A 15,553-nucleotide genomic window follows, 5' to 3' on the forward strand; every position below is an offset into this window, starting at 1 on the left:
TACACCAATGCTAGGCAGGAATGATATCCAATGCTTTTTAAAAACTATCCGGTACTAAAAAAATAAGCTCATAGTAAATCAATGGATGCCGTGGATTCTAATTTCACAATTTGGAATAAAGCCAGAAACAGTAAATTTAGGCATATAGTATGGCCGATTAGATCGTATGAATTAACCAAGTTCATCCCGATGGCCTTACTAATGTTTTTTATTCTACTTAATCAAAACTTAGTTCGTAGTATTAAAGATAGTTTTGTTGTTACCTTAATTAGCTCGGAAGTATTGAGTTTTATCAAACTTTGGGGCGAAATGCCGATGGGAATTTTATTTGTTATTCTTTATTCTAAACTCTGTAATATTATGACAACAGAGCAAATTTTTAGGATAATTACCGGCACTTTTTTATTTTTCTTTGCAATTTTTGGTTTTATTTTATTTCCGTACAGAGAGTTTTTTCATCCCGATCCCGAATTAATTAAGCACTATATCACTGTTCTTCCTCACTTAAAATGGTTTTTAATAATTTTGGGACAGTGGAGTTTAGTATTATTTTATATTATGGGAGAATTATGGCCAGTTATAGTATTTACTCTTTTATATTGGCAGCTTGCAAATAAAATTACTAAAGTCGAAGAAGCACCGAGATTTTACTCATTTTTTACTTTATTTGGACAAACTAATTTACTCATCTCAGGAACCGTAATTATTTATTTTGCTAAGAGTGAGCATTTCTTATTACCTTTATTTTCTCATCTAAACGATACAAATGAAATCCTTTTAAAATCATTTATTACGGTTATTTTAATATCCGGATTAATTTGTCTAGCTCTTCATAAACTTATTGATAAATCAGTCGTAGAAGCAGACAAAAATATTAAATTTAAAAATCAAAGAACGGATATATTAAAATTAAGCTTAGTCGAAAGTGCAAAAGTAATATTAACTTCTAGATATCTCGGTTTTATTTGTCTTCTTGTAATGTCTTATTCTATGAGTATTAGCCTAATAGAAGGATTATGGATGTCAAAAGTAAAACAACTCTATCCTGCTACAAAGGATTTTATATCCTATCACGGTGAAGTGTTTTTTTGGACGGGAGTACTCACGTTAGTTAGTGCGTTTTTAGGAAGTAGTTTAATTAGAATATGCGGCTGGTTTTGGGGAGCTATTATAACACCGATTATGATGTTTGGAGCCGGCGTTATGTTCTTTTCATTCACGGTTTTTGAAAATCACCTAGGAAATATCGTAAATACTCTCGGCTATAGTTCGCCGCTTGTCGTTATAGTTTTTATCGGCGGGCTTTGGCATGTACTTTCCAAATCCGTAAAATATTCACTTTTTGATGCTACTAAAGAAATGGTATATATTCCGCTCGATAGTGAAATGAAAACCAAAGGTAAAGCTGCCGTTGATGTTATGGGTACTAAAATCGGTAAATCAATAGGTGCTATTATTCAATTCATATCCTTTAGTATTTTCCCGAACGCCGTACATAACGACATAGCCGGTTTATTGATGTTTAGCTTTGTAATCGTATGTCTATTATGGCTATACGGCGTAAAAGTTTTATCGGAACAATATAATAAGATGATAAAACGTTGATAGTTTTGTGTATCATCCTGCAAGATATTGCCAGCGTGAATACCAAGTCATCATTGCAAGCGGTCTTGTTGCGTAGATCAGTTTTACCTCTACCACCCCCCGTGGTAAAGCCGGTGTTGTTGCGTGGCTCGTTTTGTGTCATTCCCGCGTAGGCGGGAATCCAGCATAAAGCGAGATAAATCGAGCTTTTAATTTCAAAAATTTGCTGTATGTATACCTTTTTTTCTGGATTCCCGCCTACACGGGAATGACATCGAGTATGTTTTACTGGTCTACGCAACAATACTTTCTCGCAATGACGAGAAAACCAATCCACGCAGGAATGAAATCAAACCATACAACAAGGTCAGCTTAACCACTAGGGACAATCATGAAATCGATCCACGTAATAGTTGATCAAACGACTGTATTTTGAGCATCCTCTCCTATTAATCCTTGATCAAGTAAATCAAAAGCATCCTCCAAACACTTATATACTTCTTCAACATGAAGAGTTGTTAAAATGATTAGGAACAATGGTTTGAAAATTGTCATTTACCAATGAAGAAATTTTATTTTTATATTTTTCAATATTTTCAAAAAATATTCGTATAGAATCAGTAAATGTCTCAAAATTCGCATAAAATTTATTGTTACTTACAACAGAATGCATAAATTTCCACAGTCGTTCAATTGGATTCAAATTAGGACTATATGCTGGCAAAAATAGTAACTCTATTTTACTGTATTGTAGATATTCTTTTACCTTTTTTGACCTATGATATCCAGCATTATCGCATATCAAATAAATCTTACTTTTATCTTGATTATTTGCTTCTAATTCCTTTAAAAATTCAATAATATAATCACCATTAACCTTAGGATTGTCAGTTGTTACTACCTCTAAATCCTTAAGATTAATAGCACCAATAATATGTTTACGCTTCCAACCACTGAAACTTGGTAATGTTTTAACTACATTCTTTCTAATCCAACCAAATTTTGCTCGAGTTTGGTATTGAGGATGAACACTATCCATAAAATAAATAGACTCATCTTTAGCTAAATTATTTTTTAGCAAACTATATTGCAGCTTAAATTCCTCTTGCTTAGCTAAATCTATTTTTCCAGGCATTAACTTAGGTTTCTGATAACTAAAACCAAGTCTGTGTAACAGCTTGATTACCCCAGCTAATGTATAGATTACTCCATATTGACGTTCTATGAACAAACCTATATCTCTAGCATACACATAATTATTATTTTCTAGATGAACTATTAACTCTGCTTCCTCCTGTCTAGTAAGTTTACTATCACTACCGCCATTTCCAGGCTTAAGCTTCTGAGCATTATGATAATCTATTAAATGTTTTCTTATCCCTCCCCATCACTCAGTAATAACACTTTCGATATCTCATCAATACTATAGCTATCATCATACATGAAAACAGCTTTGATTCTATCACAAATCCTCTTATCCCTTTCGCTTCTATGGTAAAGCTTTAATTCTTCTTTTTCTACTGATGTTAATTTTCTATAAATCCATTCTTACTTAATAACACTTGCTGACTTCTTTGACAATTTTTCATTTACTAGAGGTATATAATGCATTTTCTTGAGCTACTTCCGAATAATCTTCGATTAACCCTAGATTTTGACAAGTAGTAACAAGTTTAGCTTTTAAACTATCACTCTCTTGATTTTCAATATAATCTAATATTATTTTTGAAACATCTTGGTTTGCTTCTTCATATTTATTTTTTAAGTTCTGTAATCTGGCAACATATACTCTTAACGTCTCTACTTCTTTACTTTGATATATTAAGCCCTTTATTTTTTCAATTCATTTTATTAACCGCTCTGCCTCTTCATGCGGTTCTTTACATTGTCTTACTAAATTTGCTTTTGTAAAATTAATATTAGCATTATTATGCATTAATAGTGAAAGAATAATTTTATTTTCTACTGAGTTACGACCACAGTAATATAATACTTCACCCATCTGTTTATAGTCATTCACCGTAGCACCATATTCAAGTAACATTTTGGCTTTTTCAAAATTACCTGTAACCAATTAACAATATAATTTAAAAATTCTTTTTTCTTGAATCTATTTGTAATATAGTAATAGGTATATTTAATATTTGTAGAGGGAGTAATGAAAAAAAATCCAAAAATCTCATTAATAGGTAGCGGTAACATAGGTGGTACGCTTGCTCACTTAATTAGCCTTAGAGAACTCGGTGATATCGTGTTATTTGATGTGGCTGAAGGAGTACCGCAAGGAAAAGCATTGGATCTCATGCAAGCCGGTACAATAGCCGGGTCTGATGTCAAAATAAAAGGCACAAACGACTATAAAGATATTGAAGGATCTGATGCAATAATTATTACTGCCGGTTTACCAAGAAAACCAGGAATGAGTAGAGACGATTTAATTAGTATTAACACCGGTATTATGAAAAATGTTGCAGAGAATGTTAAAAAATACGCTCCTGATGCCTTTGTAATAGTAATTACCAACCCGCTTGACGTTATGGTATATGTCATGCTTAAAGAAAGCGGACTACCTCATAATAAAGTAATAGGGATGGCAGGCGTACTTGACTCATCAAGATTTAATTTTTTTCTTGCTGAAGAATTTAAAGTATCGGTTAGCAATGTTAATAGCACGGTTCTCGGCGGTCATGGTGATGCAATGGTACCTCTTGCAAGATATTCTACAATATCAGGTATACCGATACCTGACTTGATAAAAATGGGCTTATCAAGTAATGAGAATATTGAAAAAATAATCGATCGTACTAGAAACGGCGGCGGTGAGATTGTTGCATTACTTAAAACAGGTTCTGCTTATTATGCCCCTGCAGCCTCAGCAATAGAAATGCTTGAAGCGTATTTAAAAGATAAACGTCAAATTCTAACTTGTGCCGCGTATCTACAAGGTAAATATGGGGTTAATGATTTATATGTCGGAGTACCTATTATTATAGGTAAAGAAGGTGTCATAAAAGTAATAGAACTACAGTTAACTCCAGAGGAAAAAGCACTATTTGATAAATCAGTCGAGGGAGTTAAAAAACTCATTGAGACGATAAAATAAATGATAAAATTATATTATTGAAGTACAAATGCAACAAAATTTAAAATATTGAATTAATACTAATTATTAGTATTGTTAATTTAACATAAATGGTATTACATTTTGGTTTATTTTTATTAATAGAGGGAAATTATGAAACATAAGAATGAATTAGACCGGCTAATAAGAAATCTTTATTTAATAAAAAATACTAATTTAAATAATATTTTAGAAACAGATAAACTAGCTATAACACGTACAACTGATTTTATAGAAGCTCTAATAAACAAAATAGACCCTAGAAAGCCTGGACCGTATGTTTCTCAGCAACAAGCTAACTTCAAAGTAGCAAATGATAAAAATATACAGGGTGCTAGTAAAGAAATTTATTTAAAACATCTACCTATTAGTATTGGTAAAGTTGAAGGCTTTAAGGAAGACGGCAAAGGTAGAAAAACAAAGGCTCAACTTGATGTCCTAATATCCCCTTCAGATTTTTCAGAATTATTAAGACTAAGTAATTCATTACCGATCACTAATGAGCAAGGATTAGAAATAAAGGGCAATATTAATCTATTTCAATTGATGGAAGAAGTTGTTCAGAAAGTAGGGAAAAAGAGCTTAAATATACAGCAAGATAAAAAAATACTTACCTCACAAGAAAACGAACAAGCTATAACACATGGTCAACAAAAAGTAGAGCTTAGCCTTAAAGAAGAGATACTAAAGTTAAGGGAAGCAGTTCAAGAAACAATCAAAAATCCAACTAATAATGAAGAATTTAATAAGACATCAAAAGAAATTTTATATTTGATTAATAATATCAACTCTCATCAACCATCTAGATTACAGGCAGCTAGAAATAAAATCCTGAGTAGCGGAGGAAGCCCTAATGCTAAAAATACAAAAATAGAAGAATTTTTTCTTGAACAACATGAATGGGATAAATTTCAAGAATTAAGAGAACGATTACAAAAAATAAAAGAACCTAGAGAAAAACTAGATGAAATGAAAAATTTTTATGATGTGATTAATTCATTAGATAAAAATATCATTCTAAGAGCAATGCAAGAGAAACAAAAAGCTCAACAAGCTTCCAATCAAAAAGCACAAGAGATTATAAGAAGTAAATTTTTATACCTTGATAATGCTGGAGATTTTTCAGACGGTTTACAAAATTTATTTGAAGAGTTAAAAAATAAAGAAGAGAAAGGGCAAAAAGAACTTATAGAAGCTTCTAAAAATATACTCAGTAAAAGTATAGCAGTAAATAAAAATTACTTCCGTAATACTAATAATTCAAGCGAATTAGATTTACAATATAAGATATTATTAATAGATCATGCAGATAATATCTCGCAAAATATAAAGGAGGCTCTAGTCTTATATGCCGGAAGTAATAACAATAACCAGATTGATATATTATCTGAAGAATTAGCAAATAAATTTAAAAATATATCAAATTTAATAAGGCAAAATGAATCAGTACTACAGAAAGAAACAAGTAAATATTCTCCTTCTTTAGAAACTATACCTGAAGATTCTATACCTAAGTTATCACCGGCAATAGTACATTCCTCAACAGAACTTTTTGCAAAACTAGAAAACTCATTCAATGAACTAGAACAATTCACTGATAAAATATTAATAGATGCCGGTAAATCTTATGTACAACAAGCAAATATTAATCTTAAATCTAATAATATTTCTAGATCTTCTTCTGTCGACTCAGGAATCGGTTCAAGTCAAGAAGAATTATCTACCACCTTTGGAAAAAGCGGCTCTACTAATTTAATTGAAGCTCTTGATTTAGCACAAGCAAAAATTTTATCAAATTCAAATACAACAAAAGATAAGTTAACGGCAACAAAAGAATTACAAAAATCTATCCAACAAAAAGAAGTAAGCAATGAAAGACTTACTCAAGAAGAAATAGATAATATTTATAAAACACTAGGTATATTTGAAGAAATTAAGGAATATGAAAAGAGCGAAAATTCACGTGATCCTCGTTTGTTAAATAAAAACTACTATAAGCTAATTGATCCTCGTGAGGAGCGTAGAAGCGATAATATCGCTTTAGAGTGGGATGAAACCGGGATGCTGCCTCCTTCCCAAAATAGTGCCGTTTTAGATAAATTTAAAAAAGCAGTAGATGATTATATATCTGAGCTACAAAATGAAAAACTATCTATAGATACATCACCAAAGCAAGTTAATATCGATAATGTATTACCCAAAATACGCAACTTGTTTAATGATGAATTAGCTAAAGATACATCACCGAAACATGTTAATATCGATAATGTACTACCAAAAATACGAACCTTGTTTAATGACGAGTTAGCTAAAGATACATCACTAAAGCAAGTTAATATAGATAATGTATTACCTAAAATACGTAACTTGTTTAATGATGAATTAGCTATAGATACATCACCAAAACATGTTAATATCGATAATGTATTACCTAAAATACGAACCTTGTTTAATGACGAATTAGCTATAGATACATCACCAATGCAGGAAGCAATACCGACTCCTCCTGCTCTTTCCTGGAATACTCATCCTATATTCGGTGATACAATAAAGTTCTTAAAGAGATTTAAAGAAGAGATAGATAAATTTCCACAAGATTACACTACAGCCTCTACCATACCTCTATATTTAAGTAATGTTAATAGAAATTTAGGAAGAAGCGAATTTTTAGCAAGTATGGTATCGACTTCTCAAAAAGATGGGAAAATTAACGATATATTAGATAAGCTTCAAAAAATTTCTACTAATTGTAGTAAGATAAGTAATAGTGATGATAAGTTTAATAAAGAGATTAAAGAATCTTTTGTAGAAATTAATACCACATTAAAAAATATAATAGAATATAAAGGGCCTGAAATAGAATATTTAAATTCCAATATAGAAAAAGTTCAAAAGAATTTATCTAGTTTAGAATCTTTTACTTATGAATTATCTAAAAATACATCTCCGAAACATACTAAGCAATCAACCCAAGAGCAGCCTAAAATATCTACAGGAGCAGTTACCGGTATAAAAGATAGAATAGCAAAATTTGAAGCAGACTCTGACAGCAAAATCAAAAAATACTGGACAGAAGAAAAGAAACAGACTGTAGAAAAACAACATGAAAATACTCAATCTGACTATATAACTCCTAAGAAAAATTTTGAGTTTGAAAATCGAGGTAAAGAAATTAAAGAGAATAGCACCAAAAATTTAATAAACAAATTTGAAAAAGGCTTTGATAGTAAAATAACAAGATACTGGACATCACCGGAGGAATGGGATAAATGGGAGGAAGAAAAACAGAAAGGTACAGGGAAAGAGAATGAACTAATAAGACCTCGTACAAAATTTTTAATAGAACATTCTAAGCATGCTCAATCTAAAGATAATGCACCTAAAAGGCAAACTAAGAGTTATATAGAAGCTAGTGAAGATACACATATAAAAGAAGGCAATACAAAAAGCTTAAAAGACAAATTTGAAAACTTAGCAAAAGAAGCGAAGCAAATTGGAACACAGGCACAGCAAAGCTCCAAATCTTCAAGTAGCCCTAGCATAAAACCTACAGGTCGCAGTAAAGACGGAAGAGTTATATAAGACAATTGATGTTATTCTTGTTTTTGAGTCTGTTGCGTGGCTCATTTATGTCATTCCCGCGTGGCATTGTTGCGTGGATACCGAGTCGTCATTGCGAGGAGCCGTAGGCGACGAAGCAATCCAGTAAAAAATTCTGTATATCAGAATTTTTTACTGGATTGCTTCGTCGAATTACTGTGTAATTCTTCTCGCAATGACGATTTAGTATCCATGTAAGGATAACATCCTACGTAAAACCAACACTGTACTCATTAATGTTATAAGCAAAAATATAAAAAAGCTTAAAGTTAGAGATAGTGACTTAAAATTTTGCCACAACAACATACTAAAGAAAGGAGTAGTTGAGGATAGAATAATACCTCCAAAAGAATGAGATAGACTATAAAGCCTCATTTTAACATTAGTCTTAAACAAAGATTGAACAATAATTTGTAGCGGTACTGCATAAAATGCTGCAAGTCCTATTAATATAACTGGACAGAGAATATTAAATATTTGTTTGTATAACATTATTTGCATTCCTAAAGCAGCAATAATGCTAACAAATAAAGCCCATGTAATCTGTCTTAAAGGGTTTATTTTATCGGCAAGCAGCCCTGCAAAAACAGCTGATATTCCATAGGTAGTAGTAAGAGCTATATTCATAAATCTTATTTCAGGATGATTTACAAAAGCTATTTTTGTTAAAAAAACTCCTAAGAAAATTACTAAAAAATGATACACTCCTCCAATAGCACCGTTTATTAGTAATGCTATTATAAAGGATAGTTTATTATCTTTTATAATTTGCCGAGCGTCATTTAGAAAGCTTAATACAAGCGAATTTTGCGGAGTTCGTTTGTACTCACGTACTTTTGTACGCTCCGCAGACTCTTCCTTAAATTCATCTTGTCTAAATCTTTCTAAATTTAGCTCTATAGTACTTTTATAATATAAAAATTCACCACTTTCTTTAAAAAAACTTCTCATCAAAATAGCAAATAAACCGAATATTGCACCGATAAAGAAATTAAACCGCCATAGATACAGGATACCGGAATTGCTAGCATAATAATAAGCTATAGCCGCAAGTAATGCACCTATTTGGCTACAGCATGAAACTATTCCTATATTTAAATTTTTCCGATTATCTCCTGTTTTTTCAGCTACATAAATTTTTATTCCGTCAACTTCTCCGGCAAGGCTTGCTAAAAAAACCATTCGACATAATGTTAGTATTACCGTAGCAAAAATACCTATCATCTCAAAGGAAGGAGTAATAGCAATTAATCCGGTAGAAATGCTACTCATGAACATTGATATCTTAATAGATTTAGTACGCCCGTATTTATCTCCGATAAATCCAAAAATTAAAGACCCTAAAGGTCGTACTATAACGGCTGCACTAAGAATGGCAAAAAAGCCGAGTAGTTGTTTATCCTGTTCTATATTAGGTAAGAAATTTTGTGCAAGAATACTAGCCGATAAACCGAATAGAGCATAATCATAATAACGGATAATTGTTGTAAAAAATGCAACTAAAAAAGCTGAATTAGACATATAATATTTTCTTTTGGTGACAACATCATATGATACAAACTCTTTAAGCTGTGTGAAAGAAAATTAATTTAATATATTTTTCTATTGTAGTTTTAATTATAATATTTTATATCTGGTGTATATACTTCTTCAACATGAAGAGTTGTTAAAATGATTAGGAACAATGGTTTGAAAATTGTCATTTACCAATGAAGAAATTTTATTTTTATATTTTTCAATATTTTCAAAAAATATTCGTATAGAATCAGTAAATGTCTCAAAATTCGCATAAAATTTATTGTTACTTACAACAGAATGCATAAATTCCCACAGTCGTTCAATTGGATTCAAATTAGGACTATATGCTGGCAAAAATAGTAACTCTATTTTACTGTATTGTAGATATTCTTTTACCTTTTTTGACCTATGATATCCAGCATTATCGCATATCAAATAAATCTTACTTTTATCTTGATTATTTGCTTCTAATTCCTTTAAAAATTCAATAATATACTTCTTTTACCTGAAGAATTGGTAGTATTAGATATTAATTATCCATAAGAACATTGATTATTCGCTCATCTAAATATTCATTTTCCAACTTTTCAAGTTAAAGAAGTATATATACCAACTCTTCATTTACTCAAGGTATATAATTTTAACTTAGATATGTCCCCGGAACCTAAAATATTAATACTTGATAAAGAATTAACATTGATTCCTCTAAAAAATAAAATTAAAGAATTTCAAGCACTGGTAAAATCTAGAAATAAAGATAATATATCATTGGTTGATTCTTTAATTGAATCAAGAAGAAAGGAATTTAATAATGAATATTGCCTAAACATGGTTGCTTTGTAAGACACCTTAACCATTCTTAAGTTATTCTTGTAAAGGTGCTGTTTCAATTTCACTCCTGTCACCTCGTGGCTTGACCTATAGTACTGGACAATTTTCAAAAAGCTCTCGATGTCATCCCTGCGAAAGCAGGGATCCATGCTAAAAAAATCTTGATTTCAAAGATTTTTTTATTAGATAATTTTTTTCAAATAAAGCTTTATTTGACTGGATTCCCGCTTTTAGCTAGGAATGACATAAGAGCCATGCAACAACGCCGGCTTGACCACGGTATGACACCGAACTTATTTTTTGATTCATGCAGCAAGTTACATTCCTCTTCCTGAGTTTTGCTTTTCTATTTTTTTTCTTTGTGTCTCCATAGCTTTTGCCAGTCCTTCTTTATTCTTATCTCTTTCCTGAGGTATTTGTTTACCAATATCTTTCGCCTCTTCTTTTACAATATTTGGAATTGACGGAGGAGGTGGTGGTGGAACAGAAAGACCACTCCCAGGCATTGGAGGCGGCACCGGTATAGTACCGCTAGGCATAGTTGAAGTATTTTTTGAAGGTTGATTAGTAGCTTCTGCTTGCTGCTGCTTTATCTTCTCTTCTTTCATACGTTTTATAGCTGCTAATGCTCCTTGTTGCTGTAAATCTGCAGCTGTCGGTTCTCCTTTCGTAGGCGATGAGGGGTTATTTTTATTATTAAATTGTTTTTCTCTATCTGAAACACTATTAATAGTACTACGTTCTTTTTCTATAGCTTTAAATTGATTATTAATAGATTCCAATTCTGCAACAATTTTCCATCTTTCTTCTCTAGTAATATTAGAATTAGCTTTTTTTTCTTCAAGCCCCTTTTTCTTATCTTCTAATTCTTTCTGTTTTTGCTTTAATTCTTCTAAAATTTTTGCATGATTATCTGTTTGGATTTTAGATTCTTTATTTTGACTTATTGGAGTATCAACACTTTGCTTTCTTTGCACATTCTTCCATGCTAACTCTTCTATAAAAGAATTAAATTTTGGCTTTTCTACTGGTTGAGATGAACTCTTTATTAGTATTTCTACCGGCTTTATTCCTATCTCTGCTTGTGTGAGATCTTCAAAACTCTCTTTAGAAGCCAAAGGTTTTTCAGGTATTTGTTGATTTGTTTGCTGTACAATTTCTGTAATTTCTTTAATATTTTTATGTAGTTCTGCAATAGAACTAGCTCTTTCTAATTCTTTTTTAGGATTTCTGATATTCTCATATCGACTCTTTAAATCTTCCTTTAAATAATCATAAGTTGCTTTAATAGCTGTTACTTTAGTTTCAAAGCTTGCGGTAATTTGTGCTGCTAACTTTAATGATTGTTCTGAAGGCTGCTTTCCTTCTTCACTTAAAGGCTGAATTATGATTTTAGACTTTTCTCCTGAAAACCATCTTGAAAATACACTTGGTTTATAGACTTGAATTTCTGCTTTACCGCCTTTCTCATCTTTAACTATTACACTCCCTTCATAACCGGTAAACTTATTAAGCAATGTTTTAGGATTTTTAAATTCTGCCGTTAAATTATTATTTTGTAATTTAGGAAAGATGTCTTGAATATTTCTTTTTTCTTCTAAGAATTTACTTGATTTTTTAAAAGTTTGATCATTTCGCGAACTTATATTATCTATCTCATAACCAGGACTACTATCTACAAAATTTAGTACGAAAGGTTTGGCTTTTATTCCGCCATATATCTTTTTCAAAAAATTATCATTAAAATTTTGACTTTCATTAGTACCTTTTAAATTATTCTTTAATTGCTCAAAAGTCATTTTTTTCGGTTCGGCAATACTAGGATTATGCAAGTCGGTATTAAGCATAATTGTTTGGTAAGCTAGTATATATGCGGCATCCTTACTTTTTATTTCACCGTTTAAATTTTGTTCATAATAGTTTGTCCCAAAACTTTCGACTAACCTATCTATTTTTTGAGCTTCGCCCGGTAATTTAAATGATTGTAAAAACCCACGTAAACTTTCTAAATAATCTTTTTCTTTAAAATCAAATTGCTTAGTAAAACTCTCTAATACTTTTTTATTATCGCCTCCATCTATTCCAAGATAATCTCCTACAAACTCTAAATTTAGATTACTTTTTTCCTCATAAAAAAATTTAGCAGTTTCTTCTGCAAAATCTTTATTATTATCAGCACACCATTTTTTAATTCTTACAATTCCGCTTTTTGGCTTATCATTAAAAAGTTTAATTACTTCGTTTTTTACTAATGAGTCCATTTTATCCCTCACAAGTTAATTAAATATCTAGTAATTAAAGACCTTTTATAGATTCAATACAAGTAAAAGCCGAAATTTTTAATATTTTACTATCTGTTACTGTGGCTTGTAAGATTTTATTCAGAAATTGATATTAACAAACAATATAATTTTAGAGACTAATTGATAAGATTCTTGCAAGAATAGTTATTCATATTTCAAAAAAATCTTATAATTCACAGCAAAAAAAATTAAATTATCGGTTAAAATTTATTTATAGATAGCCTCTTAAACCTCTTTTATAGCCTCAACGCAAGCAAAAGTTGCTATTTTTAGTATTTCATTAGCTGTTGCTGTAGCTTGAAGTATTTGAACGGGTTTTTCAAAACCGTTTGTTATAGGACCTATGAAGCTATTGGATGAAAATTCTTGTAATAATTCAGTAGAAATAGCCGCTGAATTTAAACCAGGCATAATTAATACATTTGCAGATCCTGATAATCTACAAAATTTATATAATTTACGTAAATCACCGTCTAAAGCTACCTTAACCGACATCTCTCCATCATATTCAAAATCTACTTTCATGCCGCTCAGCTCTTCTTTGTCTTTACTAAAATTATCTAGTATATTTACTGCTTCACGAATACGAGCTGTTTTTTCCTTAGAAGCATTACCGAAGCTGGAAAAAGAAAGAAGAGCAACTCTTGGAGTAATACCCATATTTTTAGCAATTTCTGCCGTTTGTGTTGCTATTTGAGCAAGCTCTAAGCTGTTTGGATATTCAGTAATACAATTATCAGAAATAACAATATTATTGTCTTTAGCAATCATAATTGAATAGCCAAGGATTCTACGATTAGGTTTTGGCGAAATTACTTTCATGATATCTTCTAAACTATCGATATAGCTTTTAGTAACACCGGTTAAAAGAGCATCACCGTCACCGCAAGCTACCATACAAGCAGCAAAAATATTCTTATCTGTTTTAACAAGTTTAGCACAATCACGATATAAATAGCCTTTTCTCTGAAGTCTTTTATATAAATAATTAATATATTTCTCTAAACTATCAGTTAAAGCTGCATTCATTATTTGAATTCCGTCTAAGCTAATATCTTTACCTATCTTTTTTAACGTAGCCTCAATTCGCTCAACACGACCAATTATAATCGGATGACCGTATTTCTCGTCTCGCATCATAAGGGCGGCAGAAATTACTTCTTCTTCTTCACCTTCAGCAAAAACAATCCGCTTAAGCGGTGCATTATGAATTTTTTCAGCTAAGAAATTCATATAGTTAGCAGTAGGGTTTAATCTACTACCCAATTCTTTCCTATATTTACCTATACTAAAATCTTTAACCCTAGAAACGCCGCTTTCTATTGCAGCAACGGCAACCGCCGCTGCTACTACGGTAATTAAACGAGGATCAAACGGTACGGGAATGATGTATTCCTTACCGAAAACCATCTTACGCCCTGAGTAAGCTTTATAAACCTCTTCCGGTACAGGTCTACGGGCTAAATCTGCAATAGCTTTTGCTGCTGCTATTTTCATTTCTGTATTAATGGTCCTTGCTCTTACGTCTAATGCTCCTCTAAAAATATAAGGAAATCCCATAACATTATTAATCTGATTATTATAATCAGATCGCCCTGTTGCTATAATTGCATCATCCCGCACAAGCTTTATATCTTCAGGAGTAATTTCTGGATCAGGGTTAGCCATAGCAAAAATAATCGGATTATTTGCCATCCCTTTCACCATCTCTTTAGTTACCGCCCCTTTTACCGATAACCCTATAAATACATCTGCATTATTTAAGCTTTCCGCTAAAGTTCTAAACTTGGTATCGCTTGCATATAGCTCTTTCCATTTATTCATACCTTCTAGGCGTCCTTTGTAAACAACACCTTTTGTATCACATAAAATAATCTTTGATTTATCGACTCCAAGAGCAATTAATAAATCAATACAGGCAATAGCGGCAGCCCCTGCTCCATTTACTACTATTTTTAGATTTTCAAGCTTACGATTAGTAAGATATGCTGCATTTATTAGCCCTGCGGCGGTAATAATCGCCGTTCCATGCTGATCATCATGAAAGACCGGTATATCCATTAAAGATTTTAATTTTTCTTCTATAATAAAACATTCAGGAGCTTTAATATCTTCAAGATTAATACCCCCAAAACTATAACTGAGATACTTCACGGCATTAATAAATTCTTCAGGGTCTTCCGTATTCACTTCCAAGTCAATTGCATCAATATCGGCAAATTTTTTGAATAGTACGGCTTTTCCTTCCATTACCGGTTTTGAAGCAGCCGCTCCTAAATTACCGAGCCCAAGTACGGCAGTACCGTTAGAGATTACGGCAACTAAATTACCACGAGCGGTATATTTATATACATCCTCTAAATTTTTAGCAATTTCAAGGCAAGGAGCAGCTACACCTGGAGAATACGCAAGCGATAAATCTTGCTGAGTAACTAAAGACTTTGTTGCAGAAATAGCGATTTTACCCGGTTTATCTTTTTCATGATATTCAAGGGCTTCAGCATAATTTATTTTATTCATTTCATCCATTTTAGAAATTCCTGTTTTTTGTTAAGTGTGTCATCGCAGAGTTCTATATGTCATTCCAGCAACAGCG

At 31.6% G+C, this 15,553-nt stretch carries 10 protein-coding genes and 2 pseudogenes; 6 read left to right on the plus strand and 6 right to left on the minus strand.

Annotated elements, in window-relative coordinates; genetic code table 11:
• Nucleotides 1-81 precede the first annotated feature (81 nt).
• The gene (gene tlc2, locus AC5584_RS06210) at nucleotides 82-1,605 is read left to right on the plus strand and encodes a nucleotide exchange transporter Tlc2 (protein WP_499216200.1); all 1,524 of its coding nucleotides are present in this window, start codon (nucleotides 82-84) and stop codon (nucleotides 1,603-1,605) included.
• A 481-nt stretch (nucleotides 1,606-2,086) separates the two neighbouring features.
• Here the strand turns inward: tlc2 and AC5584_RS06215 are convergent, their stop codons facing one another.
• Both AC5584_RS06215 and AC5584_RS06220 read right to left on the minus strand, forming a co-directional pair.
• Nucleotides 2,087-2,962 carry an IS630 family transposase gene (locus tag AC5584_RS06215; RefSeq protein ID WP_499217016.1) on the minus strand — a complete coding sequence of 292 codons (876 nt, stop codon included), beginning with the start codon at nucleotides 2,960-2,962 and terminating at the stop codon, nucleotides 2,087-2,089.
• 465 nt (nucleotides 2,963-3,427) lie between these two features.
• Nucleotides 3,428-3,628 (minus strand): hypothetical protein, encoded by a 201-nt coding sequence (locus AC5584_RS06220; protein ID WP_499216201.1) that lies wholly within the window; start codon nucleotides 3,626-3,628, stop codon nucleotides 3,428-3,430.
• A 114-nt stretch (nucleotides 3,629-3,742) separates the two neighbouring features.
• Here AC5584_RS06220 and mdh point away from each other — a divergent pair, with 114 nt between their 5' ends.
• The 4 genes and pseudogenes from mdh to AC5584_RS06240 all read left to right on the plus strand — a co-directional run bounded on the left by mdh (nucleotide 3,743) and on the right by AC5584_RS06240 (nucleotide 8,287).
• Nucleotides 3,743-4,687 (plus strand): malate dehydrogenase, encoded by a 945-nt coding sequence (gene mdh / locus AC5584_RS06225; RefSeq protein ID WP_499216202.1) that lies wholly within the window; start codon nucleotides 3,743-3,745, stop codon nucleotides 4,685-4,687.
• A gap of 2,694 nt (nucleotides 4,688-7,381) precedes the next feature.
• A pseudogene (locus AC5584_RS06230) lies at nucleotides 7,382-7,594 on the plus strand (hypothetical protein); the annotation flags it as partial.
• Nucleotides 7,583-7,960: pseudogene (locus AC5584_RS06235) on the plus strand (hypothetical protein); the annotation flags it as partial. The pseudogenes AC5584_RS06230 and AC5584_RS06235, both read left to right, overlap by 12 nt.
• A 147-nt stretch (nucleotides 7,961-8,107) precedes the next feature.
• On the plus strand, nucleotides 8,108-8,287 hold the full coding sequence (locus tag AC5584_RS06240) for a hypothetical protein (RefSeq protein ID WP_410527401.1): 180 nt from the start codon (nucleotides 8,108-8,110) through the stop codon (nucleotides 8,285-8,287).
• A 201-nt stretch (nucleotides 8,288-8,488) separates the two neighbouring features.
• On the opposite strand, the gene AC5584_RS06245 is transcribed toward AC5584_RS06240, so the two are convergent.
• Both AC5584_RS06245 and AC5584_RS06250 read right to left on the minus strand, forming a co-directional pair.
• Entirely contained in the window at nucleotides 8,489-9,826 is a 1,338-nt protein-coding gene (locus AC5584_RS06245; RefSeq protein WP_499216203.1) for an MFS transporter, read from the minus strand.
• A gap of 129 nt (nucleotides 9,827-9,955) precedes the next feature.
• Nucleotides 9,956-10,315, minus strand: a complete 360-nt coding sequence (locus AC5584_RS06250; RefSeq protein ID WP_499217017.1) for a transposase — start codon at nucleotides 10,313-10,315, stop codon at nucleotides 9,956-9,958.
• Nucleotides 10,316-10,474: 159 nt separating this feature from the next.
• Here AC5584_RS06250 and AC5584_RS06255 point away from each other — a divergent pair, with 159 nt between their 5' ends.
• Nucleotides 10,475-10,666, plus strand: coding sequence for a hypothetical protein (locus AC5584_RS06255; RefSeq protein WP_410527403.1), 192 nt, complete (start codon nucleotides 10,475-10,477; stop codon nucleotides 10,664-10,666).
• A 305-nt stretch (nucleotides 10,667-10,971) separates the two neighbouring features.
• On the opposite strand, the gene ralF is transcribed toward AC5584_RS06255, so the two are convergent.
• Together ralF and AC5584_RS06265 are read right to left on the minus strand one after the other, a co-directional pair.
• Nucleotides 10,972-12,915, minus strand: a complete 1,944-nt coding sequence (gene ralF, locus AC5584_RS06260) for a T4SS guanine nucleotide exchange effector RalF (protein ID WP_499216204.1) — start codon at nucleotides 12,913-12,915, stop codon at nucleotides 10,972-10,974.
• A 267-nt stretch (nucleotides 12,916-13,182) separates the two neighbouring features.
• Nucleotides 13,183-15,486: an NADP-dependent malic enzyme gene (locus AC5584_RS06265; protein ID WP_499216205.1), complete on the minus strand. Its 2,304-nt coding sequence runs from the start codon at nucleotides 15,484-15,486 to the stop codon at nucleotides 13,183-13,185.
• Nucleotides 15,487-15,553 lie beyond the last annotated feature (67 nt).

Source organism: Rickettsia endosymbiont of Villa modesta, from assembly GCF_964026485.1.
GTDB classification, from domain to species: Bacteria; Pseudomonadota; Alphaproteobacteria; order Rickettsiales; family Rickettsiaceae; genus Rickettsia; species Rickettsia asembonensis.

Bases quoted from the DNA above. Each gene is read 5' to 3' on its own strand.
- AC5584_RS06220 (WP_499216201.1), bottom strand. From the start codon at position 3,628: ATGTTACTTGAATATGGTGCTACGGTGAATGACTATAAACAGATGGGT.
- ralF (WP_499216204.1), bottom strand. From the start codon at position 12,915: ATGGACTCATTAGTAAAAAACGAAGTAATTAAACTTTTTAATGATAAG.
- mdh (WP_499216202.1), top strand. From the start codon at position 3,743: ATGAAAAAAAATCCAAAAATCTCATTAATAGGTAGCGGTAACATAGGT.
- tlc2 (WP_499216200.1), top strand. From the start codon at position 82: ATGGATGCCGTGGATTCTAATTTCACAATTTGGAATAAAGCCAGAAAC.
- AC5584_RS06265 (WP_499216205.1), bottom strand. From the start codon at position 15,486: ATGGATGAAATGAATAAAATAAATTATGCTGAAGCCCTTGAATATCAT.
- AC5584_RS06255 (WP_410527403.1), top strand. From the start codon at position 10,475: ATGTCCCCGGAACCTAAAATATTAATACTTGATAAAGAATTAACATTG.
- AC5584_RS06245 (WP_499216203.1), bottom strand. From the start codon at position 9,826: ATGTCTAATTCAGCTTTTTTAGTTGCATTTTTTACAACAATTATCCGT.